This is a genomic window from Streptomyces sp. GD-15H (assembly GCF_045291515.1).
Taxonomy (GTDB): domain Bacteria; phylum Actinomycetota; class Actinomycetes; order Streptomycetales; family Streptomycetaceae; genus Streptomyces.
The window spans coordinates 1-23,580 of sequence record NZ_CP149447.1; the positions used below are offsets into that span (position 1 = coordinate 1).

The 23,580-nt window shown below is 71.4% G+C and carries 31 protein-coding genes; 24 read left to right on the top strand and 7 right to left on the bottom strand.

Going from position 1 to position 23,580, the window contains the following annotated elements:
• Window positions 1–973 precede the first annotated feature (973 nt).
• The 8 genes from WJ438_RS00005 (at window position 974) to WJ438_RS00040 (ending at window position 5,714) form a co-directional block, all read left to right on the top strand.
• Entirely contained in the window at window positions 974–1,321 is a 348-nt protein-coding gene (locus tag WJ438_RS00005) for a hypothetical protein (protein WP_406723376.1), read from the top strand.
• 82 nt (window positions 1,322–1,403) lie between these two features.
• Window positions 1,404–1,895: a hypothetical protein gene (locus tag WJ438_RS00010; RefSeq protein WP_406723377.1), complete on the top strand. Its 492-nt coding sequence runs from the start codon at window positions 1,404–1,406 to the stop codon at window positions 1,893–1,895.
• Window positions 1,896–1,918: 23 nt separating this feature from the next.
• The gene (locus tag WJ438_RS00015; RefSeq protein WP_406723378.1) at window positions 1,919–2,221 is read left to right on the top strand and encodes a hypothetical protein; all 303 of its coding nucleotides are present in this window, start codon (window positions 1,919–1,921) and stop codon (window positions 2,219–2,221) included.
• A 181-nt stretch (window positions 2,222–2,402) separates the two neighbouring features.
• Window positions 2,403–3,407, top strand: coding sequence for a DUF932 domain-containing protein (locus WJ438_RS00020; RefSeq protein WP_406723379.1), 1,005 nt, complete (start codon window positions 2,403–2,405; stop codon window positions 3,405–3,407).
• 321 nt (window positions 3,408–3,728) lie between these two features.
• Window positions 3,729–4,217, top strand: a complete 489-nt coding sequence (locus WJ438_RS00025; protein WP_406723380.1) for a hypothetical protein — start codon at window positions 3,729–3,731, stop codon at window positions 4,215–4,217.
• Window positions 4,210–4,419 carry a hypothetical protein gene (locus WJ438_RS00030; protein ID WP_406723381.1) on the top strand — a complete coding sequence of 70 codons (210 nt, stop codon included), beginning with the start codon at window positions 4,210–4,212 and terminating at the stop codon, window positions 4,417–4,419. Before WJ438_RS00025 ends, WJ438_RS00030 begins: the two co-directional genes overlap by 8 nt.
• 154 nt (window positions 4,420–4,573) lie before the next feature.
• Entirely contained in the window at window positions 4,574–5,257 is a 684-nt protein-coding gene (locus tag WJ438_RS00035; protein WP_406723382.1) for a hypothetical protein, read from the top strand.
• Window positions 5,250–5,714: a hypothetical protein gene (locus WJ438_RS00040; protein WP_406723383.1), complete on the top strand. Its 465-nt coding sequence runs from the start codon at window positions 5,250–5,252 to the stop codon at window positions 5,712–5,714. The genes WJ438_RS00035 and WJ438_RS00040 overlap by 8 nt, the downstream gene beginning before the upstream one ends.
• Window positions 5,715–5,951: 237 nt before the next feature.
• Here the strand turns inward: WJ438_RS00040 and WJ438_RS00045 are convergent, their stop codons facing one another.
• The gene (locus WJ438_RS00045) at window positions 5,952–6,101 is read right to left on the bottom strand and encodes a hypothetical protein (protein ID WP_406723384.1); all 150 of its coding nucleotides are present in this window, start codon (window positions 6,099–6,101) and stop codon (window positions 5,952–5,954) included.
• Window positions 6,102–6,121: 20 nt separating this feature from the next.
• On the opposite strand from WJ438_RS00045, the gene WJ438_RS00050 reads away from it, so the two are divergent.
• The 6 genes from WJ438_RS00050 to WJ438_RS00075 all read left to right on the top strand — a co-directional run bounded on the left by WJ438_RS00050 (window position 6,122) and on the right by WJ438_RS00075 (window position 9,543).
• Window positions 6,122–6,301 (top strand): hypothetical protein, encoded by a 180-nt coding sequence (locus tag WJ438_RS00050; protein ID WP_406723385.1) that lies wholly within the window; start codon window positions 6,122–6,124, stop codon window positions 6,299–6,301.
• 54 nt (window positions 6,302–6,355) lie between these two features.
• The gene (locus tag WJ438_RS00055; protein ID WP_406723386.1) at window positions 6,356–7,213 is read left to right on the top strand and encodes a hypothetical protein; all 858 of its coding nucleotides are present in this window, start codon (window positions 6,356–6,358) and stop codon (window positions 7,211–7,213) included.
• A 241-nt stretch (window positions 7,214–7,454) separates the two neighbouring features.
• Window positions 7,455–7,748 (top strand): hypothetical protein, encoded by a 294-nt coding sequence (locus tag WJ438_RS00060; protein ID WP_406723387.1) that lies wholly within the window; start codon window positions 7,455–7,457, stop codon window positions 7,746–7,748.
• Window positions 7,745–7,921 carry a hypothetical protein gene (locus WJ438_RS00065; protein WP_406723388.1) on the top strand — a complete coding sequence of 59 codons (177 nt, stop codon included), beginning with the start codon at window positions 7,745–7,747 and terminating at the stop codon, window positions 7,919–7,921. Before WJ438_RS00060 ends, WJ438_RS00065 begins: the two co-directional genes overlap by 4 nt.
• Before the next feature lie 52 nt (window positions 7,922–7,973).
• Complete coding sequence (locus tag WJ438_RS00070; protein ID WP_406723389.1) at window positions 7,974–9,134, top strand: hypothetical protein; 1,161 nt, start codon at window positions 7,974–7,976, stop codon at window positions 9,132–9,134.
• A gap of 208 nt (window positions 9,135–9,342) precedes the next feature.
• On the top strand, window positions 9,343–9,543 hold the full coding sequence (locus WJ438_RS00075) for a hypothetical protein (protein WP_406723390.1): 201 nt from the start codon (window positions 9,343–9,345) through the stop codon (window positions 9,541–9,543).
• 112 nt (window positions 9,544–9,655) lie between these two features.
• On the opposite strand, the gene WJ438_RS00080 is transcribed toward WJ438_RS00075, so the two are convergent.
• Window positions 9,656–9,982 (bottom strand): hypothetical protein, encoded by a 327-nt coding sequence (locus WJ438_RS00080; RefSeq protein ID WP_406723391.1) that lies wholly within the window; start codon window positions 9,980–9,982, stop codon window positions 9,656–9,658.
• 12 nt (window positions 9,983–9,994) lie between these two features.
• On the bottom strand, window positions 9,995–10,303 hold the full coding sequence (locus WJ438_RS00085; protein WP_406723392.1) for a hypothetical protein: 309 nt from the start codon (window positions 10,301–10,303) through the stop codon (window positions 9,995–9,997).
• 448 nt (window positions 10,304–10,751) lie between these two features.
• Between WJ438_RS00085 and WJ438_RS00090 the strand changes: the two genes are divergently transcribed.
• From WJ438_RS00090 to WJ438_RS00110, 5 genes are all read left to right on the top strand, one after another.
• On the top strand, window positions 10,752–12,200 hold the full coding sequence (locus WJ438_RS00090) for an ATP-binding protein (RefSeq protein WP_406723393.1): 1,449 nt from the start codon (window positions 10,752–10,754) through the stop codon (window positions 12,198–12,200).
• A 72-nt stretch (window positions 12,201–12,272) separates the two neighbouring features.
• Window positions 12,273–12,701 carry a transposase gene (locus WJ438_RS00095; RefSeq protein WP_406723394.1) on the top strand — a complete coding sequence of 143 codons (429 nt, stop codon included), beginning with the start codon at window positions 12,273–12,275 and terminating at the stop codon, window positions 12,699–12,701.
• 4 nt (window positions 12,702–12,705) lie between these two features.
• Window positions 12,706–12,933 (top strand): hypothetical protein, encoded by a 228-nt coding sequence (locus WJ438_RS00100; protein WP_406723395.1) that lies wholly within the window; start codon window positions 12,706–12,708, stop codon window positions 12,931–12,933.
• A 76-nt stretch (window positions 12,934–13,009) separates the two neighbouring features.
• Window positions 13,010–13,363 (top strand): hypothetical protein, encoded by a 354-nt coding sequence (locus WJ438_RS00105; protein WP_406723396.1) that lies wholly within the window; start codon window positions 13,010–13,012, stop codon window positions 13,361–13,363.
• 109 nt (window positions 13,364–13,472) lie between these two features.
• Entirely contained in the window at window positions 13,473–14,417 is a 945-nt protein-coding gene (locus tag WJ438_RS00110) for a hypothetical protein (RefSeq protein WP_406723397.1), read from the top strand.
• Window positions 14,418–14,433: 16 nt separating this feature from the next.
• Here the strand turns inward: WJ438_RS00110 and WJ438_RS00115 are convergent, their stop codons facing one another.
• From WJ438_RS00115 to WJ438_RS00130, 4 genes are all read right to left on the bottom strand, one after another.
• Window positions 14,434–14,820, bottom strand: coding sequence for a hypothetical protein (locus WJ438_RS00115; RefSeq protein WP_406723398.1), 387 nt, complete (start codon window positions 14,818–14,820; stop codon window positions 14,434–14,436).
• Between the two features lie 205 nt (window positions 14,821–15,025).
• The gene (locus tag WJ438_RS00120) at window positions 15,026–16,459 is read right to left on the bottom strand and encodes a hypothetical protein (protein WP_406723399.1); all 1,434 of its coding nucleotides are present in this window, start codon (window positions 16,457–16,459) and stop codon (window positions 15,026–15,028) included.
• Window positions 16,456–17,013 carry a hypothetical protein gene (locus tag WJ438_RS00125; RefSeq protein ID WP_406723400.1) on the bottom strand — a complete coding sequence of 186 codons (558 nt, stop codon included), beginning with the start codon at window positions 17,011–17,013 and terminating at the stop codon, window positions 16,456–16,458. Before WJ438_RS00125 ends, WJ438_RS00120 begins: the two co-directional genes overlap by 4 nt.
• Window positions 16,953–17,957 (bottom strand): hypothetical protein, encoded by a 1,005-nt coding sequence (locus WJ438_RS00130; RefSeq protein ID WP_406723401.1) that lies wholly within the window; start codon window positions 17,955–17,957, stop codon window positions 16,953–16,955. The genes WJ438_RS00125 and WJ438_RS00130 overlap by 61 nt, the downstream gene beginning before the upstream one ends.
• A gap of 761 nt (window positions 17,958–18,718) precedes the next feature.
• On the opposite strand from WJ438_RS00130, the gene WJ438_RS00135 reads away from it, so the two are divergent.
• Genes WJ438_RS00135 through WJ438_RS00155 form a run of 5 tightly spaced genes read left to right on the top strand, consistent with a single transcriptional unit; the run spans window position 18,719 to window position 23,580 of the window.
• On the top strand, window positions 18,719–19,609 hold the full coding sequence (locus WJ438_RS00135) for a conjugal transfer protein (RefSeq protein ID WP_406723402.1): 891 nt from the start codon (window positions 18,719–18,721) through the stop codon (window positions 19,607–19,609).
• Complete coding sequence (locus WJ438_RS00140) at window positions 19,606–19,947, top strand: hypothetical protein (RefSeq protein ID WP_406723403.1); 342 nt, start codon at window positions 19,606–19,608, stop codon at window positions 19,945–19,947. Before WJ438_RS00135 ends, WJ438_RS00140 begins: the two co-directional genes overlap by 4 nt.
• Complete coding sequence (locus tag WJ438_RS00145) at window positions 19,944–20,537, top strand: hypothetical protein (RefSeq protein WP_406723404.1); 594 nt, start codon at window positions 19,944–19,946, stop codon at window positions 20,535–20,537. The genes WJ438_RS00140 and WJ438_RS00145 overlap by 4 nt, the downstream gene beginning before the upstream one ends.
• Window positions 20,534–23,218, top strand: coding sequence for an ATP-binding protein (locus WJ438_RS00150; RefSeq protein ID WP_406723405.1), 2,685 nt, complete (start codon window positions 20,534–20,536; stop codon window positions 23,216–23,218). Before WJ438_RS00145 ends, WJ438_RS00150 begins: the two co-directional genes overlap by 4 nt.
• Window positions 23,215–23,580: a hypothetical protein gene (locus WJ438_RS00155; RefSeq protein WP_406723406.1), complete on the top strand. Its 366-nt coding sequence runs from the start codon at window positions 23,215–23,217 to the stop codon at window positions 23,578–23,580. The genes WJ438_RS00150 and WJ438_RS00155 overlap by 4 nt, the downstream gene beginning before the upstream one ends.

Here is a 23,580-nt window from a genome sequence, read left to right on the forward strand (position 1 = left end):
CGGTACCACATCGCTGCGCGATGTGCAAGCGAACACCCGCGCTGCGCACGGTGGTTGCGCTCCCGCTCCGCGGGAGCGCTGGCGGGATGGCTGCGCGCACCCGCGCAACCCCGACTGCTGCGCATCGGGGTTGACGCTCCGTCCGCTGCGCTCCCGGAGCTGTGGTGACTACGTCCCCCACACGGTGGCCTCCGCTGCGCTCCAGTCACCGTGTGGGCGCTGCGCGCCTAAAGGCCGACCCCGCTACGCGGGTTGACCAACGGGCCTGCGGCCCGAGCAGCAACAAGGGGGAGGATGGCCGGGGCCGATGATCCTGCATCACCTGATGCGCATGTAGCTTTGGCAGAACAGGGCCACACCCCCGGCGCTTCAAACTGTAGCCCAAGACCAACACTGGAATCAGATCACATCACCCATATGAACGTCAGTCGATTTGCCCGCAGAACGACAGCTTCTTTCACTGGCCTGACGACACCTAAAGGAGAAACTCCCCGGAACAAAGGCGCCAGGCCAGTGAAAATGAATGACGCGCCACTGGTGAAGAATGCGTGACGCCCATCAGCAACAGACAGGCCCAGAACCAGACCGGCCCATCGGACCCGCCCACACGGTCCAGGGTGCCAGGGCCCCACCGCACCGCGCGGAGGCCCCGCCGACGCGCAACACACCCACCCGCCCCGATCCCCGACGCCGCCGCACCACCCACACCCGGACCCACCCTTTTTCTCTCATTCGGGCAGGGAGAGCGGCAGCAGAGGGGATGTCGGCTCCCCGACCACGGCGGAAAGGCCGCTTGACCAGGGACGTCTGGAGGACGGCCGCCGGGCAGGGTCAGGAGATGACGCAAGGGATAGTGCAGGAGTTTTGCGCGTGGGTAGTGCAACAGATCCATGCTGCGGTATTATGGAACAAGTCGGAAGGGGTGGCCCCCTAACCGGCACCGCCGAACGTTCGTCAACAGAAAGGCGTCAGCGTGGAAATCGTCATCAGCGGAGGCAAGGTGGCTCCCAGCACGGACGAGATCACGACCCCTCAGGCCGCAAAAGCCCGCCGGATCGCCAACTTCCTCCCGCGCCCGGAACTCCTTCGGGACGCCGTCATCGTCCACAACCAGGACGACAACACCACGTCGATTCGGTTTGACACCACGGCCGGTCCCATCCGCATTCTTCTGCCCATCGCTCAGGGGTTTGAGTTCCACATCATCCACGACAGTCACACCGGGCCCCGCATTCTCGGAACCTTCCGGGGCGCATCCCTTTCGGTGCGAGCCGTCGCATTCCGCATCAGTGAATTCCTGCGGACGCGCGGACTGAAGTAAGAGGCAGCTTCGGGGGCCCGGTCCACCGGGCCCCCGAACAAGCCCGGTACTCGCACCAATCGGAGGGACAGTCACTGTGAGCATGACGAGCATTGAGCCCGCCCACCGCGCCGTTCCGGCGAGCGAGGGCGAGCGAGAGCAAATGAAGGCCGCTTTCCGGGCGGCACTGGAACAGCTCCCCGAGAACACCGGTTTCCCGCACGACGTGCGCGAGCTGGCCCGGCCCCTTTTCGAGGTGGGATGGATCTCTGGGGTACGGACCGGGCACACCGGGCCCGCGCTGGCCGACGTGCCGTTGCCGCCCCACACGTTCGGTACGGCACTGTCCAACCTGACCGCCGCCATGAACGCGGACAGCGGCCCCAGCATCGGGCAGTTGGTCAGCTACCACGGGTCGCAGCAGTGCTGCCACGGCCGCTACTGGGTGACGCGCATTGAGCGCGAACTGGACCGCCGGGGACGAGAGTCCACGCTCTACCGCCTCAGCGAGTACAGGGACGGCGCATTCGTCACCACACTGACCGGAGTCCACACGTGGAGCGTCACGGCACTGCCGCAGCACTGGCAGCGGTAAGCCCACACGGAAGGGAACTGATCATGAGTCAGAGGATCGCCAAGCAGCTCAAGACCCACCCGCACGCCCATGTGGTCAAGCAGATGGGGGCCGGCCGGACGGGTGCCATGCGCTACCGCGCACAGGTCAAGTACCTCGCAGTCGGTGACACGCTCGCCGGTTTCGGCAAGGTTCTGGAGTGGTCGGAGACAGACGCGGTCGGCGGGTGGCGCATGTTCCGGATGGTCACCGAGCGCCCGCAGCACTACCCGGTCGAGACCAGCGTGTTCCACGTGCCGGAGTACCTCTACTACGGCGTTATCTCCCTTGCCGAGCAGGAGGAGTGACCTGATACGGCACAAGCCGCCGCAGTCGTAGCCGCAGGTCAGAGCGTAGCCCCGAGGGTGGGGCGCATCGGAGATTTAATCGGTTGCCCCACCCTCAGGGTTAGGTATTATGGAACCAGTTCGGAAGGGTTGGCCCCCTACCGGACACGCCGAAAGTTCGTCACCAGAAGGGAAGCCCCAAGTGGCTCACGAGATCGAGCAGTTCACCGACGGCACCGCCGCTTTCGCCTCCGCCAACACGAGCGCCTGGCACAAGCTCGGCACCGTCACCGACGGCGCGATGACCGCCGAGGAGGCCATGCGCATCGCATCGCTGTCCGGCTGGAACGTGCGACTCCTCCCCCTGACCGCGACCGAGATCACGGACGACGGCACCACGCCGGTGGAGGTCCCGCAGCACTTCGCGACCGCCCGCACGCACCCGAAGACCGGCCGCACGCAGACCCTTGGAGTGGTCGGCAGCGACTACCACCCCGTGCAGAACGAGGAACACGCCGAGTTCCTCAACCTGCTGGCCGACGAGTCCGGCGCGCACTTCGAGACCGCCGGATCGCTCAAGAACGGCCGTCAGGTGTTCCTCACCATGAAGATGCCGCAGACCCTCACAATCGGCGGGAACGACGACGTGGATCTGTACATCGCAGCGTTCAACAGCCACGACGGAGGCAGCGCGTTCCGCATCGTCGTGACGCCAGTCCGGGTGGTGTGCGCGAACACCATGCACGCGGCCATCCACGGGGCCCGCTCCTCGTTCGTGGTCCGGCACACCGCCGGAGCCAAGACCCGCATCGCGCAAGCCCGATCCGCCCTCGGTCTGACGTTCCGGTACGCCGAGGAGTTCGAGCAGGCCGCCCACCGCATGATCGAAGCCGAGATGACGCTCAGCGAGCTGAAGTCGGTGGTCGACGAACTCTGGCCGGTCAAGGACAGCGACCACGCCCGCACCAAGACCAACCAGCGCCAGCGCTGGGAAGCGATCTCGAACCTGTTCGAGCACGCCGACACTCAGGCCGGTATCCGGGGCACGCGCTGGGCCGGTTACAGCGCACTCACCGAGTACGCCAACCACGTCGCCCCGACCCGGGGCAAGACCGACGCCGAGAAGACGGACGCCCGCGCCGAGCGGGTCATCAGCGGAGCGGCAAACGACCTGATGGACAAGGCATTCGCCCTCACCACGGTGTGACCCCCTGAGCGCCGGACGGGCGCCCCGAACTCCCCATCCCCACACGGGGCGCCCGTCCGGTCCCCTACCAGCCCGCGCATGTCCAGGGCCCCAGAGCGCGCAGCGCCCCGCCCGAGAGGGAGCGCGCAGCGCACCCGCCCCGGACCTGCACAGCGCGGCTGCGCAGCAGACCGCACACCCGTCCCGGAGCACAGCGCCGGGGGACCAACCCGCCCGGCTCGCGCAGCGAGCCGCCCGCTGCTCCGGGCGCAGCCCGGAGCGCCCCGCTGCGCGGGGAGAAGGCAACGCCCCGACCAACCATCAATCGAGGAGTGACACACCATGCCCGCACGCCCGGAACTCGTCCGCCCCGACGATGTCGCCATTGCGGCCGCCGCGCGCCGCGCCCTCAGCGCGCTTGCCGCCGTGTTCGAGGCCCTCGGCAACGGTGAGCACACATTGAATTTCGCGGTCGAGCAGACCAATGACGCGTTGGTCAGCGGCCGGGCTGATGTCTCCGTCGGCACCGCCCCCGAGCGGCTGGCTGTGCTGGACGAGGACGACTTTGCAGCACTGTGCACTCTGGTGACGTTCGCGCTGGAGGGCAGCACCGTCCGCCGCGCCGTCCTGGTCGCCACCACGGCCGCCGAGCCCAACCCCCGCGCATGCGGCTGGACCGTACGGGGCGGATGGCTCCACCCCATGGACACCGCCGAGCTTCAGTTGGCCGTCCGTCCATACCCCGGCTTCCCCAACGTGCACCGCGAGGTCTACAGCGCCCCGGTCCTGCCCCAGAACGCCGACACCGACAAGGAGTACCCCCATGGCTGACGCCCCCGCCGTCACGGCCGACGGCTACTGCACCAACACCGCCCCGGTGGCCGGCAGCGTCCGCAGCACCAACACGACCGCGCTGGGCAGCAAGTTCGCCCGGATGAACAACCGCCCCTCCGCCGACTGCCCATGCGGCCGCACCGGAATCGGTGTGACCGAGCGCGGCAACCTGCACCGTCACAAGCCGCCGCAGGAGTAGCCCACAGTCGCCGTTCCCGCCCCTCCCCCGCACCCTCCCCGTCGGCGAGCGAGGGGCAGCAGGCCCCCGCCCACCGAGATTCCTGCGCGCAGGCCACGCCAGCGGACGTGCACCAGTCCGGCCACCTCACCCACCGCCCCACGGAAGGTCATTCATGGGCATCCCGAAATGGACGATCAAAGGCATCGTTGACGACTTCGACGAGTGCGGTTGCTGCGGCCGCCGCGGACTGAAGCGCACGGTCGCGCTGATGCCGCTGGACGCCGACGGAAACGAGGACGGCTCCGTCGTCTACTACGGCACGTCGTGCGCCGCTACCGCGCTGAGCTGGACGCAGGGCAAGGTGGCCGACACAGCGCGCGCCGCCCAGGCCGAGCGGGACCAGCGCGATGACTACGCCCGCCGGATGATCAGCATCTACGCCCCGGTGGAGTTCGCCCCCGTACGCGACAAGGCCCGCGTCTACTACGGCCGCAACCAGAGCCAGCGGGACACGGGCGTGAAGGCGACCGAGGAAGTGGCGAAGCTGCTGGCCGAGGCCCGCGCCACGCTGGCCGACACCACGATCGGCCCGGCCCGCCCGTGGCGGATCGAGGACTTCCGCCGCTACGTCGTGATCTTCAACAGGGACGGCGGGATCTCCCTCGTCCGGCGCGTGCCGGAGGAGGAGGCCAAGCGCCAGGAGCAGGCCGCCGCGGCCCAGCGCCGCGCCGACGAGATCCGGGGCAGCGTCCTGGTCGTGGCCGCGCTGAACGCCGAGGCCGCGCGCGACGTCGCGTACGCCGACGAACTGACCCGCGAGTGGAACGCGAAGGCCTGGCAGGCCGCCCATGCCTGAGACCGCGCCCGCGTCCCGGTTGTTCATCGGGAGCCGCGTCACCTACGACGGCAGCATCACGGAGATGCACGAGCGCCCCCTGTACCTCCTGCCGTGCATGTGGTTCGGCCACTGCAACGCCTGCTGGGAGCAGGACGACGAGTTCGGCGAGCGGAAGCCGATGGAGCGGGACCACTTCATGGCGGTCGACCTCACCACTGACCGCCGCTTGCACCACGCCCGCCGGGCGCACCTGACCCCGATCCCGCACGAGTGGCCCGATGACGCCGTTCCGGTCAACATCAACGGCTACTGGTACTCCGCCGCCTACACCGCGGCAGGCGGAAGCGACCGGGCCCGGACAGTGCACTTCTACACCGCCGAGGACTTCATGGGGCGCACGTGGTGCCACTTCCGGGAGCCCGCGCCCGACGTGCGCCGCCTGGACGAGCAAGGCCGCCGCCGCCCCGTCATCTGACCGTGTCCCGCACGCCACAGCGTGCGGGACACCCCCGCCCCGCCGCACGCAGCCGGCCCCCACCCGTCGCCCCGCTGGAGTCACCGTGACGAGCCCGCACCCCGACCAGCACGCCCGCAACGGCCGCCGCAGCCTGCCCTATCCCGGAGACGAAGCGATCACCGCCGCCCGCCGCCGCACGCACCTCGTATTCGCCCAGCTCTTCACCGCCCTCAGTGCCGGACTGCACCGCCTCAACTACGCCGCGTTGGACGTCGACAGCCGGTACGCCCTGGCCAGCGCCACCGTCGACGTCACGACCGCCCCCGCATGGCGCCTGGACGCCGACCTGGACGAGTTCACCGCCGTCGAGGCCGCCGTGACGGCCGCCCTGGAGGGCAGCTGCACCGTCCCTGGCCACCCTGGTCGTGCAGACCGAGCAGGAGCCGGGCCCGGTCGTGTGCGGGTGGCGGATCGAGCGCGGATGGCTGCACGGCATGAAGACCGCCGCCGTGCAGGCCGCTGTACGGCCCTGCGCGAGCAGCTCAGCGCCTCTCGCCCGCGCCTACCCCGCGCCGTCCCTGCCGGACCCGTCCGTCACGAACTGAAGTCACCGGCCCTGCCAACTCCCCGTTCCTGTACGCCCCGTGAGGAGAAGCTCTGTGATCACCTTTGCCACCCCGTCCGGCACCGTCCGCGCCGTCCCGTCCGAGGCGGACCCCGCCGGAGCCGTGCGCTACTGCCTCACCGGTGCCGCCAGCGGGACCGTCCACGTGACCGCGACCAGCAGCCCCGCCCGGTGGGACCGGTTCGACGCCGTCCGGGCGACACTCGGATCCGCCAGCGCGCGGGAGTGGCCCGCCGAGCCGCTGGTGCGCATCCGTGGCCGCGCCTACCAGGGCAACACGGTCAGGGTGCTGGCCTACTCCGCCGACGTCCCCTGGGGGTGGCTGGAACGGGACCTGGTCGACACCGACGACCGGCCCGCGCCCGAGCAGGCCAGCCAGACGCTGACCGCTATCCTGCGCGCGTGCGCCGGCGACTACGCCGCGCGCAGCGACTTCCCCAGCCTCCAGCACGCGGCCCGTCGCCATGACACCCCGCAGCTGCTGAAGTGGCTAGAGGCGATGATCTCGCACGCGGACCGGGCGCAGGCCCGTTGGCTGGAGGAGGCCGAGGCCCACCGGGTCCAGGCCGCCCGCAGTCTCGCCGCCTGGTGGACGCTGGCCCGCTGGTTCACCGACCGCCCGCACCCGGTGCTCGCGCTGCTGCTGGCCCCGGACCGCGAGAGCCTGGCCCACCGCTCCGAGTACCTGCCGAAGTGGGCCGAGATCAGCAGGGGCGCAGCCGACGAGGAGGGCCGCCGTCTGACGCTCTTCCGGTCGGAGTACGAGGGGTTGACCCGGCCCACCGCCGCGCCGGAGAGCGGAGAGCGCGCGTACTTCGTGGTCGGTCAGTGGACGGGCGGGGGCGACGTCGACATCTGGCACGTGGAGGAGGCCCCCGTCGATCCAGGCTAACGGGCCGACGTCCACGAGCAGCACCAGGACGCCGCCGAAGAGACCTTCGGCAGCGTCAACGTCGTCTACGCCGCCAGCCCGCAGGCCGCAGCCGACCAGGCCCGCAGGGAAGCGCGCGAGACCAGCGACCGCATCCACCGCGAGCTCACCCACCCATAGACCGACGAGCCCGCGCCCCGGGGTGGCCTGCCGCCAGGCCGCCCCGGTCTGTCCTGCCCCTGATCACGAGGAGAGACGACCCGTGGCAACGTTCGCGCACGCCACCCCGGAACGCTGCGCCCAGCTGGGCCGCGCCCTCACCGCCGCCGACCTCACCTGGAGCGACAACAGCCGCCAGGACGACCCCCAGTACCTCACCTACACCGCCACCGACCCGCACGGCCGCACGTGGCAGGTCAGCCCGGCCACGAACTTCCAGATCTCCCCGTCCAGTCCGGGGCAGATCTGGCAGGCCAGCTGCGCGGCACTGATGACGAGGGGCCCGCTCCTGTCTGCCCGCCTGGTGGCGGAGCACATCAAGGACGTCCCGGCATGAGCAGCCCGCCGCCGTTTGGGCCCGAGGACTTCGAAGACCGGTGCGAGACCTGCAACGCCCCGCCCGGGCAGCTCTGCCACGCCTGGTGCGACACCGGATACACCGCCGAGGACGCCCGCGCCGACGCCGAGCGCCGCGCCGCCCAGCGCAACGCCAAGCCCCCTGCGCCGTAGGCGCACCGCCCCGACTCCCCCGCCCACCCCACATCCTCGAAGGAGACCCCTCATGGAACTGTCCACCCCCGCCGGCCTTGAGTCCCTCGCACGCGCGGTTGCCGAGCGGCTCGGCGCCGACCGCACCGAGAAGGACGGCAACACCGGCCGGGTGCGGATCGCCTACGCCGACGGCCGCGCCCTGGAACTCACCCCCAACCGCCCCCGGACCCGGATCACCGTCACCGCGGCTCTGCCCGAGCAGGCCACCGCGTACGGCATCGAGGTCAAGGCAATCACGATCACCGCCCTGCCCCGCCCGCGCCCCAGCGAGAGCCAGGCCAAGGCCACCGCCCGGCGCACGGCCGACCACATCCGTCAGCGGCTGCTGCCCGCGCACACCGCCGCCCTGGCCGAACTGCGCGAGCGCACCGCCCCCCAGGTGGACACGCTCCAGCGTGCCGAATCCGCCCTTGCCGGATTCCTCGACCGCCCCCGCGGCGGGGTGGCGATCTCCGAGCAGCCGGTACGCCTCCCGCTGGGGCTGACCGCCCGGTGCGCCGTCGCCTGGTGGCATACGCTCGACGGGCCCTCCCGCGCCGTGGCACCGTTCATGGCCGACGCCCTGCGCCGGGCCCAACTGGCGACGACGGAGCAGCACGGCAGCGGATACGTGTTCTTCGCCGAGCCCCCGGCCCAGCCCTCCGACGCCCGGTTCAGGATCGCCCCCGCCGCCGGTGGCGAAGGGTGGGACCTGGTCGACGAGTTCACCGGCGCCTGCGTGCGGACGTACGACGACCGGGAGTGGGCCCAGGGGATCGCCGAGAGCGCGAACGGCGAGGCGGACGCCGCCCGGCGCGCCCAAGTCGCGTCCATGGACCTGCCGGGACTGTCGGCAGACCTGATCGAAGACGAGCAATTCCGAGCCCTGGCCGTGGAGTTGGCCACCACCGGGCACATGCCCTACGGCCTACCCGAGATCGACTACACGCAGACGCCGGGATTCCACATCTACCCCAGCGCAGAGCCGGGTACGGCCAAGGTGGCACGGCTGCTGGAGCCCTGGGGGGCGATCCGGCCCGGTGCCCGCTGCGAGGCGCCCGAACGCGAAGTCGAGCGCTATGACAAGGACATGGAGGCCTATGCGCGGCTCCTGACCAGGCCGGGCCGGACGGTGGCCGTCAGGCTGGACGGCGTCCAGGTCACGTTCAGCGAGCCGCCGACCAGGCCCTGATCTGCGCGTTCCGGGGTGGGGCAGCAGCGTCATAGAACTCGGTTGCCCCACTCTCCGATATAGGTATTATGGAACAAGATGGAGTGCGGGAGCGGGATACGCCCCGGGAGAGCTGCACCGCAGCCGCGCTGCCCACCGGGCCGAACGCGCCACGGGAGAGCTGCACCCCTCTCCCACCACCACACCCGCGCCGAGAGAGGGCACCTACGTGACCGACGCGACCAGTACCCCCGAGTGCCGCCAGCACGGCCCCATGACGCTGCACACCGGCGACCAGTCCCCCGCACAGCGCTTCACCGGCACTTGGTACACCTGCACCGATCCGACCTGCTGGAGCGCCGTCCTGTATCCGTCGACCGAACTGGTCGCCGCCCTCGAAGCGCAGGGGCGTCCGGCGAAGGCCCCCTGACCCTCACCCACACCCGCGCTGAGGGAACCCTGCTGTCCGGCTCGGTGAAGGGCGACGGCGCGTACGAGCTACTCCGGCCGTTCCGCTTCCGGGCCTCTGCCTCGATCGGGATCTACCTGCGCGGCTCCCGCGACCGCCGCGCCGACCTGTACCTGATCAGCCAGGCGGCCGACGTCCTGCGTTCGGCCGGCCACCGGGTGACGGTCGAGATCGACGAGGCCCGGCGCCGGGCCTTCGCCGAGGGCGAGGAGGACCGCGCCGAGCGGGCGCGCCGAGTACTTCGGGGTGCGGGCCGAGCGCTTCCAGACGTCGTCGGACGCGAAGCGGGAGCGCGGGCGCCGAGGTCGGACAGCAGGTTGCGGGCGAGCTGGGTGGCCCGGGCGGCGGTGGGGTGGGCGGTGACGCCGAGGACGTGGACGGTGCGGATGCCGACCTCCATGACGAAGAAGACCTACAGCCGCGTCAGGGTCACCGTGTCGACGTGGGAGAAGTCCACCGCGAGGAGCCCGCTTGCCTGGGCGCGGAGGAAATCGCGCCAGGTCGGCGCGTCTCCTGACCGTCGGGGCGCGGGGTCGAGGCCGGCGGAGCGCAGGACACGGCGGATGGTGGCGGCGCCGACACGGTGACCCAGGCGGCGGAGCCCGCCCTGGATGCGGGCGCAGCCCCAGGAGCTGTTCTCTCGGGCGAGCCGCAGGACCAGCCCGGTGGAGCTGCTCGGGTATCGGCGGGCGGGATGGTGCACTCCGGTTTCTGTCTCCATTTCCAGCGGACGAGACAGCGGCGGCAGGTGAGCAGGGCGCCGGGGGTAACCAGCCGGGTGCGGCGCAGCGCAGCGGGCAAGTGTCGGGCGAGAGCGGCGAGTACGGCCCGGTCCGGCCAGGACAGTCGTGGCCGGGCCCCGAGTTGGCGGCGCAGGATGGCGACTTCGTGGCGCAACGCCAACAGCTCGACGTCCTTGGCTCGTTGGGCACGGGAGAGCAGGAGGAGCAGCCCGAGGATGCGGACGAAGGCGAGGTAGATCACGCGGAGCGCCACAGCGTTCGAGCATGCCATGATCGGGCGCAGGTCTCGAAGTCCCAGGTCGAAGCAGGTACGAGAGTTATGGCCCTCACAGGATGATTTATCGGCGCCCGCAGTGTTGCGTTGACGCCTCGCTCTTTGTAGATTAAATCTACGTAGATTCCATCTACAAAGATAGGATGCCGAGTGTGAGCGAGTTCATCGGCAGGGCCAACGAGCTGGCCCTGCTCGGCAAGCGCCTGGAGCGGGTACGCACCTCCGGCAGCGGTGTGGCCCTGGCGATCCGCGGCCGCCGGCAGGTCGGCAAGTCCCGCCTGGTCCAGGAGTTCTGCGACCGCGCCCAGGTGCCCTACCTGTACTTCACGGCGACCAAGGGCGCCTCCCCCATTGAGGCCGCCGCGGCGCTGCTGGACGAGCTGCGCGACTCGACCCTGGTCCGCGACCGCGAACTGGTGCCGCAGCTGGGCACTGGCAGCTGGCCGGACGTCTTCCGGGTGCTGGCCGGCCTGCTGCCCGACCAGCCGAGCGTGGTGGTACTGGACGAACTGCCGTGGCTGGCGGAACAGGACAGCGTCTTCGACGGGGCGCTGCAGACCGCGTGGGACCGGCTGCTGTCCTCCCGGCCGGTCCTCCTGCTTCTGCTCGGCTCAGACCTGCACATGATGGAGCGGCTCACCGCCTACGACCGGCCGTTCTACGGCCGCGCCGATAACCTGGTGCTGGGCCCGCTGAACCCGGCCGAGACCGGCGCCGCGCTCGGCCTCACGGGCGCCGAGGCGCTGGATGCCCACCTGGTCTCCGGCGGCCTACCGGGCATCCTGCGGGTCTGGCCGCACGGCACCCCGACGCTGAAGTTCCTGCGCGCCGAGTGCGCCGACCCGGCCTCGCCCGTCTTCGGGGTGCCGGAGACGACCCTGATGGCCGAGTTCCCCAGCCCGAATACCGCCCGGCGGGTGCTGGAGGCGATCGGTGCCGGGGATCGCACCCACGCCAACATCGCCTCCACCGCAGGCAGCCGCGAGGGCTCGCTGCCCTCGGGCACGCTCTCGCCGCTGCTGCGCCGGCTGGCGGAGGAAAAGCACGTCCTGGCCGTCGATGCGCCGCTGTCCACCCGGCCGGGCAAGCCGTCGCTGTACCGCGTGTCCGACAGCAACTTGCGGCTGTACCTGGCGGTGCTGCGCACCGCTCAGGAGCAGGCTCAGCGCGGCCGGCCGCAGGTGGGCTTCGGCGCCATCCAGCGGCAGTGGCCCAGCTGGCGCGGCCGCGCCGTGGAGCCGCTGGTCCGCGAGGCACTGGAGCTGGCCGCCAGCGCCGGGCAGCTTCCTTGGCTGGACACGGAGGTGGTCGGCGGCTGGTGGAACCGACAGTTCAACCCGGAACTCGACCTGGTCGGCGCCGACCGGGCGCCGGTGGCCGGACGGATCGACTTCGTGGGGTCGATCAAGTGGCTGGAGTCGGAATTCGACAGCCACGACCTGGCCGACCTGCAGCGGGCCGCGCCCCAGGTGCCTGGGTTCGATCCGACGCGCACCGGCCTGGCGGTCGTGTCGTTGTCCGGCATCTCCCCGGATGTCCCGCGCGACGGTGTGGGTCTGGTGTGGTCGGGCGACGACGTACTCGCCGCCTGGTCCGTGTAGGGTGCCATAACTATCACATAGCCCTTGACCAGGCCTTTCCCCGTGAGGCCGATCACGGCAGGCTCCACCAGCATGCCCTGGTCCTACCTGCTGGAGGCCACCGAAGGGATCGAGCCGTGGCTGCTGAACGCCCAGCACATCAAGACCGTGCCGGGCCGCAAGACCGACGTGAAGGACTGCGAGTGGGTCTGCCGCCTGGTCGAGTACGGCCTGGTCCGGCCCAGCTTCGTGCCACCGCGTGACATCCGCCAACTTCGTGACCTGGCCCGGTACCGCACCGAGACCACCCGCGACCGGGTCCGCGACGCAACCGGCTCGCGATGTTCCTGGAAGACGCCGAGATCAAGCTCAGCTCGGTCGTCAGCGACATCACCGGCCGCTCCGCCCGCGCCATGCTCTGATCACCCGCTCCTGCTCGCTGCATGTCTTCGCCTCCCGCCACGACGTACTGCTCTCCATCGGTCGGCGGCCGCGGCTGGCCGACCTGTACGCCGAGGTTGAGCGGGTGCGGGGTGACAGCTTCCGCGCGGACTGGCGCATCACCGACCTGATCTGGCACGCCGAGCAGTGCGGCGCACCCGCCCCGGGTGTCGTCTGCGCGGACGACGGCCCGGAGTTCACCGCCCTCAAGAATCAGGTACGGGCGGCGCTGAGGAAGGGGCCCCGTAAGGAACCCGAGATGGCCCGACACAACGGTCGTGCGCTGTGCGACGGCTGCACCGCCCACAACTGACGCCCGTGTGTGCCGGGCCGGTCTGTCCGGACCCGGCCCGGCACACGTCCCCTTACAGTGGATGAAGGAGATGACCATGGACACCAACCCCACCGCCCTGCTTCTCGACCTCGCCGCCAGCGCTCAGGACCTGAGTGACCGGGACGCGCTACAGGATCTTCTCGCCACGGGCCACCGCGCCTGGTGCGAGGGCGTCGCCGACGTCCAGGCCGGCGTTGACCGGGAGACCGTGAGCCTGTCCGACGCCCAGCTCGCCGAGCGGTGCGCTACCGCGGGTACGCCATGGGAGGAGGGGATGACACGCGGCGAGGCGGTCTCCGCGCTCTCGTTCACGACCTGGGATGCCGCTCCAGCCGCCATGGCCTACACGGAGCTGGAAGAGCGCGCCGCGCTCTTCGGCGTCTGCCTTCTTGGCGAAGAGCTTCTGTAGCCGGTTTCGCGCTGGGCTGGACACAAACCCACCCACATTGGCATTATCGAACCTGTCGCGCCCGGCCGGGTGACGGCACCGCCTTGCCGATCCTTCCAAAGGGGCCCAGATGTCTCCCGCCGAGCGGCTCGTGGACACCGCACAGATCGTGTCCGAGTTCGGCACGAGCAAGCCACGGATCAGCGAGTGGAGCAACGACCCGGACAGCGGTTTCCCCGCGGTCGCGCACACCGAGGGCCGCAAGCGGTTCTGGCCCCATGACGAGGTCGCGGCGTTCTTCGCCAAGCGCGCCCCGAAGAAGCGCACCCTGCCGGCCGCGGTACTCGAGGCCGACCAGGACGAGCTGCTGACCAAACGGGAAGTGGCCAAGCTCCTCGGCTACACCCGCGCCTCCACCATCGACGCCTACTTCCGCGACCGGCCCGGGTACTTCCCCGAGCCCGACGAGGACATCGACGGCCCGATGTGGCGCCGCGGCACGATCGTCACTTGGGCGAGCAGCCGTCCCGGCAAGGGCCGGCGTCGCTCCGCCCCGGCCGCCCCGCTGCCCACAGTGCCCATCGACGGAGACCCCGACGAACTCCTCGGCACGGCCGAGGTCGCGAGCCTGCTCGGCTACAGCAGCGTCGCTTCCTTCTCCAGCGCCCTCTACCAGGGGCGCATCCCTGAACTTCCCGAGCCGGAGACCCTGGAGAGGGGGAAGGCAGCCGCGGCGGAGCCCGCAAGAAGTGGCGCCGGGCCACCGTCGTCGCCGCCGCCCGCACGCGCGGTGTGCTGCCGGCCGCCGACCAGGACGAGAACGAGGACCTGGTCGGCGCCGCCGAAGCGGCCCGGATCCTCGGATACGGCAACACCGACAGCTTCATCAGCGCGCTCGGGCACGGGCTCCTGCCCGATCTCGAGCAGCCCGACGGGTTCGAATACCGCCGCGGCAGTGCCGGCCGACCGCGCCAGCAACGTTGGAAACGCTCCCGCCTCGAGGAGCTGGCCGCCCGCCGGTCCTCGACGCCCTGACTACAGCGCACCGAACCGCGTCACACGCGGGATACCGTAAGACCGCGGCCTCTGGTTTAAGGGATCGACGAACTCCCGGCGGGCCAGACGCCGCACGATGGCCGGTATGGAGAGGCCAGCCACCTCTCCGCCGCAAAGCCGCACGGCTTCGCGGCACCGGCCATCGCCGTTTCCTGAACGTCCCCGCGCATGCCGCTCCGAGCTCCTCCCCAGGTACTGTCACCGCCGGCGTTGAGGCGCTCGAAGCCGAGGCCGGCCAACTGCGTCAGCATCTGCAGCAGGACGAGGAGATCCGTGCGCAGGGCTGCCGTGCCGTGGCCCAAGCCGAGACTGAGCGGCTGGCCGCCCTGCGCAGGGAAGCGCTCTTGGATGCCGTTGCCCGCGCCGCAGCGCGCCGAGATCGGCTGAGCACCAGAGCAGACGAACGGGCCGTCGCGCCGCACCGGGTATAGGTTCCGGGCAGCGCGACGGCCTGTGCCTCGCCTCAGCTGCCGGGCTGCGAGTCCTTGCCGCCGTCGTTCCCGGACGCGGCGCCGTCTCCTTCGGCCCGGCCTGACCGCCGACGGCCACGGCGCTTGGAGCGTGTACACCGAGTCAGCAGTCTGCGGAAGTCCGCCCAGACTTCGTACGCCTCGTAGCCGAACATCACTAGGCTTCCCGGGGATTGACGGGAATCAGCAGGTCGTCGCCCGGCCACAGGGCGCACCCGGCTTCCGCCCAGGCCAGTTGCCTGCCGACCTCGACCAGGACCTCGATACGGTCGGCGGGCCCGTACGCCTGATAGCGCTCGGCCGCCAGATCGTAGACCCGGACCTCGCTCCGCGGGCCGGAGCACACCAGGGCACGGGCGATGTCCGGCAGGTGCAGGCTGAGACCGTCGCATTCACGGTCCTGGATGAGCTGAAGCAGGTCCGCGGTGACCGCAGCCCAGTCGCCGACCTCTGGCCAGCGCGCGCCGCCGTCCAGCTCGTGGGTGAGCGTGGACAGCGGCACGATCTCGCCTTGGCGGCGGCCGCGGGTGAGTCGGTCGTAGATGCGGGCGCCGTCGGGCTGCCGGACGTGCGGGTGCAGCAGCGAGGCTGCGGCCACGAGCGAGGTGTTGATCTCCTGGGCGGCGGCCGGGTAGTAGGCCTCGTGGGCGAAGAGCAGATACACCTCGCGGGTGGGCGGCTCGGGTCCGTCCTGGGGCATGTGCGTTTCCTCGTTCGTCGTGACGGGGGTTGCGTGGTCGGCTATGGACTGGGGCTGTCGGCGGGGCTGGGGCGGATAGGGACCCAGCGGCTGCTGTCGGCCGAGCCGGTCTTGGCGGTCGGACGATGCGTTGTCCTTCATGGGCGTGACGATCCGGCTGGTCTGGACGGCGAGTTGCAGCATCAGCCGCTCCCGGGCGATGAGCTCGCTGGAGGCCGAGCGGGTGTCGCGGCGCTGGAGCAGGTCTGCCGTGTCGAACAGCTGGTGGTGGCCGACCTCGACGGCGCGCCGCACCTCGTAGCGGTCGCTGCCGAGAGCCGCTTCGACGAAGCCGGTGTGCAGAGCGGCGAGGCGTTGCAGGTAGCGGCAGGCGGCTTCGGCCTCGACGATCCGGACGTTCTCGCCGGCGCGGGCATCGAGCTGTTCAGGCAGGTGCTCCACGAGCAGGGGGGCTAGGGCGGCCGCGGGCACCACGATGCTGAAGGGGAGGCCGTGCATGATCGCGAAGGTGGCCGCGATCAGGGTGAGGGCCGTGACGACGGCGGTGGCCGGCCGTACGGTCATGGGGCCGAGGCGGATCCGGTGTGCCGGTCGCCTGGCCAGCCAGCGCAGGCCAAGGCGCTGGGAGCGAGTCGTGATCGGGGTGAACACGGCGATCCGGTGGGGCTGTTCGGGCAGGCTGCCGTCGGCCGGGACACTCCAGTCGACCCACCCCCATCCGGCCCGTTCACGAATCAGGACGGGTTCGCAGCCATCCGCGCAACCGGCGCCGCAGCAGACATGGCCGCCGTGCACCGCGCGGGACCGCTTCCTCTCCCACCGCTGCTGCTGTTGCTGGAACGGGCGCAGCCGCTGAGCGATCCCGCTGGTCGGCGGTGTCCGGGTGGTCATGGTGTGCTTCCTTCCAGCAGGTTGGTCGATGCGGTGACACAGGTGGTGCAGCGGCCGTCGCCGTCGGGATGGGCGCGCCGGGGTGTCGGTCCGGGGCAGGTTCGGCACAGCGGCCAGCCCAGGCATGCGGGGCAGAGATCTTCGCCGGGGGCGGTCCCGGGAACGCCGCAGCCGGCGCACTCGACGAGCGCTCGATAGGTCAGGGCCTCGGTCACCGTGCGTGCGGCGGACGCCGTGGACGACCGCTCGGTCGCCGGCCACCCATACGGTTCGCCGTCCAGGTCGTCGCCGCGGTGGTGACTGCTGTCCAGCGTGGCGGGCGGCGGATAGGCCTGAGCGGCCCGCAGACGGGCGGCGATGATCGCACCAACCGTGGTGCGCACCGGGTTCGGCAAGGGCCGGTCGGTGATGACGTGGCGCAGCTGCTCGCTGCTCCAGCCGGCCTCCAGCATCACGGTGAGCACGCGGCCCTGATCGGTCAGCACCTTCCCGGTCAGCAGGAGTTCGGGACGGCTGCTGCCGATCTCGAGCAGTAGCTGGATTCCCGGATGCATCTCGTCCGCCGGGAGCGCGGCAGGCGCGGATGCATCTCGTCCGCCGGGAGCGCGGCCGGCGGGGACGCTGGTGCGTCCGGCTGGCCCGTCCCTTGGGGCGCTCGCGCGACGTCGCCGCGGTCGCACGGAGGGACGGTACTGGTCTTCTGCTTGTTGGTCTTCTTTCTGTTGGTGTTCTTAGTGGGGCGATTAACCGACGTCGGGTTATCCACCGGTGGAAAACCCGACATCGGTTGCGACCTGCTGCTTTGCAGGCTGGGCAGATCGGTGATGAAGTACGCGGCCGCGCCGAGGGTGCCGTCGGGGTGGCGCTCACGTTCCCGGAGCAGGAAGCCGTGCCTCTCCAGCTCCTTGAGCCCGCTCTTGACGGCCGCCTCGCCGTCGCAGCCGCGGCGCGCCAGGTCGGTGACGCTCATCCGCCAGCCGTCCCGGTGCGTGCTGATGAGCCCGAACAGACCCTGGGCTTTGAAGGACAGCCGGGGGTCGCGGAACAGGCCGTTGGCGATCTGCGTGAACCGGTCCCCGGCCATCACCCCACGACGGATCCCCGCCCCGAAGCCGGGCCCGGCCTCACCCGCCGGAGCGGAGGCGAACGCCGAGCCGGCCGCCGCGGCAAGGTCGGCGCCGACGGAGGCAGGGCGGTCCGTGATCGAGTACACGATCTCGCCGAGCGTCCCGTTGTCGTGCCGGAGCTGTTCACGGACGAGGTAGCCGTGCCTCTGCAGTTCGCTCAGGCCGCCGCGTACGGCGTCCCGCCCGTCGGGTCCGACGCGCACGAGGTCGGCGACCGTCACGTGCCAGCCGGCGCGGTGGGTGCTGATGTAGCCGAAGATTCCCTTCGCCTTGAAGGAGAGCCGGCTGTCGCGGAACAGGCCGTTGGCAATCTGGGTGAACTGATCCGCCGCCATCACCCCACGGCGGATCCCCGCCCCGAAGCGGCTCATCGTGCTTCCTCGCGCGCCATGTGCGCGCGGCCGCTGACGCCTTGGAGCAGGCGTGCGGGCCCGAGATGGCCGGGGCCGCTGGGTGAGAAGACGTAGGCGAGATCCATGCCGTCAGCTCACCCGGCGCCCCCGACCAGGCTGACGGCCACAGCCCCCGACCACCGGTCACGATCCGGCAACATGCGCACTGGGCTGCCGTGGTCGGGCCTGTGGTCGGGCCGACCACGGGTCTTTCCCGGTGCTCGGGGACGATGCGCAATCGCGGCTGCGCAGTGACAGCGGAGCTCGTTGCGCAGCCGACTGCGCAACGGGTCCGGGTCGTGCGCAGTCGGCATGTGCAGCCGACTGCGCACAGCGGACAGGCACCGCCGGCCTGGGCTCTGCGCAGTCGCCCAAGGCGTGCGCAACCGGGCTGCTACGGCCTGCCCCTGAAGGTGGCGCGCCAGATGCATTGGCGGCCTCTCCCTCTCTATCCCCGTGAGCTCGCTGGGCCAGTTCACCGTCCGCGCCGCCTTTACGACGGTGGTCGGTTCAGGCGTGCCCGGTCGTTGTCGGTGCCCCGTGGTCGGGGCTGTGGTCGGGCCGACCATGGGCCCGACCACGGGCTTTGTGTCCCCATCGTGACCGTGGTCGGGGGCTCATGGTCGGTGGTCGGGTCGGGGTCGGCGGGTTTTCTCAAGGTCGGCAAGTACACGTTCTGACCTGGGAGTTTGACCATGTCCCCTGGCAAGCAGGCTTCGGAGAGCGACGCTGCTCCTCCGATGGCCGCAGGCATCGAGCTGGAGAAGATGAGGCGCCGCGTCCGCCTGTCGCGCCTGGCCCTGTTCACCGCGATCGCGGTCGGTCCCGTCGCCCTGGGCGTCGCGGTGATGTCCGGCCCGACCACGGCCAAGGCCGCCCCCTCGGACAAGCCGGCCGCTGTGCCCACTGCTGCCGTCGCGGCCAACCCGGCGGGCTATGCGCAGGTGTTCGTCGACGCGTGGTTGCGCAGCAGTGGCGACGAGGCCGGCAGTGCGCAGGCGCGGCTTGCGCAGTCCCTCGCGCCGGACGTCGATCTGCCGGACCCGGTCGCCGGTGCGCAGCCGAAGCTGGGGCCGGTGACCGCGGTGCGCAGTGCGCAGCGCGATGTCGGCGAGTGGGCGGTGACGGTGGCTGCGCAGTACGCCGACGGACGGTTGCGCTACTTCGTCGTCCCCGTGGCCGCCGACGCGAGCGGGAGTTCGTTCGCCGTGACCGGTGCCCCGGGTGTGGTGGCGGGCCCGGCGCGCGCCGCGGTGGCCCGGTCGCCGTACGGCGTGAGTGTGCCGCCCGGCAGCGATCTGGCGTCTGCGGTCGGGGAGTTCTTCGGCGCGTACCTGACGGGGGCCGGTGAGGTGGATCGCTACCTCGCGCCCGGGGTGAAGCTGTCGCCGGTCTCGCCCGCCCCGTACACGACGGTCACGGCCCAGGAGGTGTGGGGCGCTGAGGAGGCCGCGGCAGCCGAGCAGGTGCCGGCCGACGGTACCGAGGTCCGCGTCCGCGTCCAGGTCGAGGCCCGGGATGACGCCGGGCGCTGGCCGCTGGCGTACGACGTCGCCCTTACGTCCCGCTCCGGCCGGTGGGAAGTCGCGGCGCTGGAGTCCGGGACCGTCCAGGACGGGGGTGCCCGGTGAACACGGTGCACAGCATGATGCTCGCCGGGCAGCTGGACGACCTCGGCGACAGCTGGATCAACATGTTCGAGGACTGGGCGACCAAGGGCCTGCAGGCCGGTCTGATCCTGCTGGTCGTCTTCATCATGATCCAGAAGTTCAGCCTGAAGGCCGGGATCGGCGCCCTGCTGCTGATGATCATCGCGCTGGGGCTGTACGACTCCCGCGAGGACCTGGCGGACATGTTCACCGACGAGGTGAAGAACCCGGCCAAGGGCGCGCCCGTCGTGCCCGGCGTCGTGCAGGGTCCCGATCCGCTCGCCCGTGTGCACTCGGACGGCGCGGGAGGCCGGCTGTGAGCGCGGCGGCCGCGGGGCGGGTGGGCCGCTTCTACACCTCCGCCCGCCGCCACCCGTGGGTGCTGGGCAAAGTCGCCGACTGGAAGATCCCGCTCGGCCCGTACACGCCCGCACAGATCGCGGTCGCGGTCGGCGGCGGCTTCCTGCTGGTCAAGACGATCGGCTGGTGGTCGTGGATGGGCCCGGTGCCCATCGTGGCCTGGGTCTTGACGGTCTGGGCGGCACGCCGGCCGAAGATCAAGGGGCGCGCCCCGCTGCAGGCGGCACTGGGCTGGGTGCTGCTCGCCTGGCAGCCGCAGGGCGGCCGGATGGGCGGGAGGGCCGCCCGGGACCGGATCTCCCGTCCTCTGCTCGGTGGCTTCACCGTCGAAGAGGCCGCTCCCGCTGTCCCGGCCGTGGCGGCGCCGCCGCGCGCCGACCAGCCGGCAGCCGGCCGGAGTGCGCCCCGGGGCCGGGCTGCCCGTCCGTCCGCGGGGCCGCGCTCAGAGCCGCAGGCTCGCCCGGCGCCGACGGGGCCTGTGTCGGCTGGGCCGGTGTCGGGTGTGCAGCAGTTGCTCGCCCTGGCCCAGCAGGCGGGGGGTGCGCGGTGAGGGTGCCGATCCGTCACATCGCCGGGCATCTGGTGTGGTCGACCCACGGCAGCGTGTGGGCCCTCTACCGGCTGCACCCCGGTCCGGACGCCCGCGGCCGCCGGGAGGAGACCGTCCAGGGCACCTATGTGCCGGCCGCGGTCCGCGACGAGCAGCTCGCGAAGATCACGCACCTGATCCGTTCGTTGACGGGGGCGCCGCGCCTGTTCGGGCTGTGCGCGCAGGTCGACCCGGGCGAGATCGCCCTGCGCATGATCGAGGGCATCGAGCCCGGCGCCCAGCCCCCCGGCGACGCGCATCCGTGGGTGGAGAACGTCGAGGCCACCCTGGACCTGCTGAACGACCAGGAGATGCACCGGCGCACCCTCTGGCTGGCGGTGCCGCTGCAGAACGACGCCGCGGGCGGGCAGGTGACCGCATCGCTCGGCGCGATGTGGGCGGACGTCGCACCGATTCTGGGCATGCGGGCGGCACCCGTGGCGCGCCGCGAGGTGACCGCCTACCGCGAGCAGGCCTTGCGGGTGGAGGCCGCGCTCGCCGGCGGCGTCGCCCTGCGCCCGGCCCGCCCGGCGGAGATCGTGTGGATAATCCAGCACGCCCTGCACCGCGGCCTGGACGAGCCGCTGCTCACCGCGGCCGAGACCAGCGACCTGTACGGCGGGCAGCTGAGGGCGGGGATGCTGCACTCCCCCAGCTACGCCGACCTCGGCCAGGCCCGCCTGCAGGAGGGCGGCGTCGATCCCGCGCTCGACGACGCCGACGACCTGGCCGGCGCGGACCGGATCGGCCGGTCGGGCCGCACGGCGTGGTGGCGGCTGAAGACATCGTCGCCGCTCAAGCGGCGGTGGCTGCAGGTGGAGTCCGACGCCGGGGTGGGCTATCAGGCGCAGTTGGCGCTGGCCGAGTGCCCGCCCGCGGTGAGCCAGGACGCTGCTGACCTGTTCGCCCAGCTGGAGACCCTGGATTTCCCCGTCGACTACACCGTCGACCTCACTCTGGTGCCGGCCGAGAAGGCCCGCGACCAGGTGAGGCGCAAGAAGAACGAGCTGGTCGACCAGGCCGACCAGTACGACGCCCGCCCCACCGGCATGCCCGCCTCCCTGACCGACGCCGCCCGCGACCTGGGCGAGCTCGACGCCCGCCTGTCGCGCACCAGCGTGGAGGTCGAGGTCCAGTCGGTGACGGTCCTGACCGTGTGGGGGCCGACCGCCGCCGTCTGCGACGCCCGCGCCCGGGCCCTGGCCGCGCTGCTCGGCGGCGCCGACTACCGGGCGGTCCGCCCGGCCGGACTGCAGGAGGCCCTGTTCACCCTCGGTCTGCCCGGCACCGCACGGCCCGGGGTGGTGCGGGAGTTCACCCAGCATCAGGTCAGCGAGGACTGGGCGCTGGGCGGAGCCTTCACCGCTGCGGAGGTCGGCGACCCCAACGGCATGTTCCTCGGCATCGACCTGGACTGCGGCACCACCCGCCCCGTCATGATCAACGTGGCGGACGCGCCGAAGCAGGACGCCTCCGCCTCCATGGGCGTCGTCGGAGATCTCGGCGCGGGCAAGAGCGTCCTGGAGAAGCTGATCTCCGAGGCAGTGTGGGCGCGCGGCGGAGTCGCGATCTGCATCGACCGCACCCCTGTGCGGGAGTGGGCGAGCTTCGCCCGCACCGCGGCCGCGGGCCGCTGTCAGATCATCGACGCCGCCCAGGCCGAGGTGTCCATCGACCCCCTGCGCATCTTCACCGGCCCCGAAGGCCGCCACTACGCCCTGTCCTACCTCACCCTCCAGCTCGGCATCGGCCCCATGAGCACAGGCGGGGAGGTCCTGCACCACGCCGTGGAGCGGGCCGCAGCCAGCGACGCCCCCTCCATGCACCGTGTCCTGGAAGTCCTCGAGGAGATGGGCGGGGCGGAGGCGGGCAAGCGGCAGGACGCGGCCGCCACCCTCGCCGGACTCATCCGCGTCGTGGCCAGCAACCCTCTTGCCGCGATGGTGTTCGACCCCGCCCTGCCGCCCGTGCGGCTGGACGCCTCCAGCGCCTCCGACATGATCGTGATCACGACGACCGGCCTGAAGCTGCCGCCGAAGGCCGCGTTCGACAAGCCCGAAGTGCTCCACCAGCAACCCCTGGAAGCCCTGATCGGCCGCGCGGTCCTCTACCTGATCGCGGCGATCGCCCGGCAGACCGCGTTCGAGGACCCCGAACGGTTCACCGCGGTGGTGACGGACGAGCTGTACTGGCTCACCTCGTCCGCCGAGGGCACCGCCCTGGTCCACGAGATCCTCCATGACGGCCGCAAGCACGGCGCCGGGCTGATCGCCGGCTCCCACGACGCGGAAGAACTCGGCCCCGACCGCGGGCTGATGGCCTACCGCGCGCTCGCCCGCACCACCGATCGCGAACGCGCCTTCCGGGGGCTGGAGTTCCTCGGTCTCGATCCGAACGACCCCGAGCTGCTGCGGCTGGTGACCACTGGCCTGTCCCCCGTCGGACAGCGCGGCCGCGAAGGCGAGTTCCTCGTCGCCTGCCCGCGGCAGAACATCGGCCGGGTCAAGGTCAGCATCCCGCACATCGAGCGAATCTCCTCCTCCATCACCACCACGCCGGGACGCCGCACCACCGCGCCCGCGCCCGCGTCAGTGCCGCTCGCCGGCGCCGCTGCGGGTGACCGTCAAAAGGAACTCCGATGACCTCTTTCGCCCCCAGCCGATCCCGGCGCTTGGCCGCAGCGGCGAGCGCCCTCACGGCAATCGCCGTCGCCGTCGGCGTGCTCGTCCTGGTGCTCGGGACGAGCCTGCCGGAGACCTGGTGGCCACGCACCGGACAGGCCTTCGCCGCCGACGCCGCCGACGCCGCCGGGACGCCCGCAGACGCGTGCGATCTGATAGCCGGTCCGGCCAAGGCGTACTGCGAGCGCGGCCGCCACGCCACGAGCGCCGCCCCCGGCCAGGACAGCGGCGACGCCGCCGCATGGACGCTGGTCCCCGCCGCGACGGCGCTGGGAGCGCTCGTGCTCTGGCGCCGCGCTCCGGCAGGACGAGGGCGGGCTTGA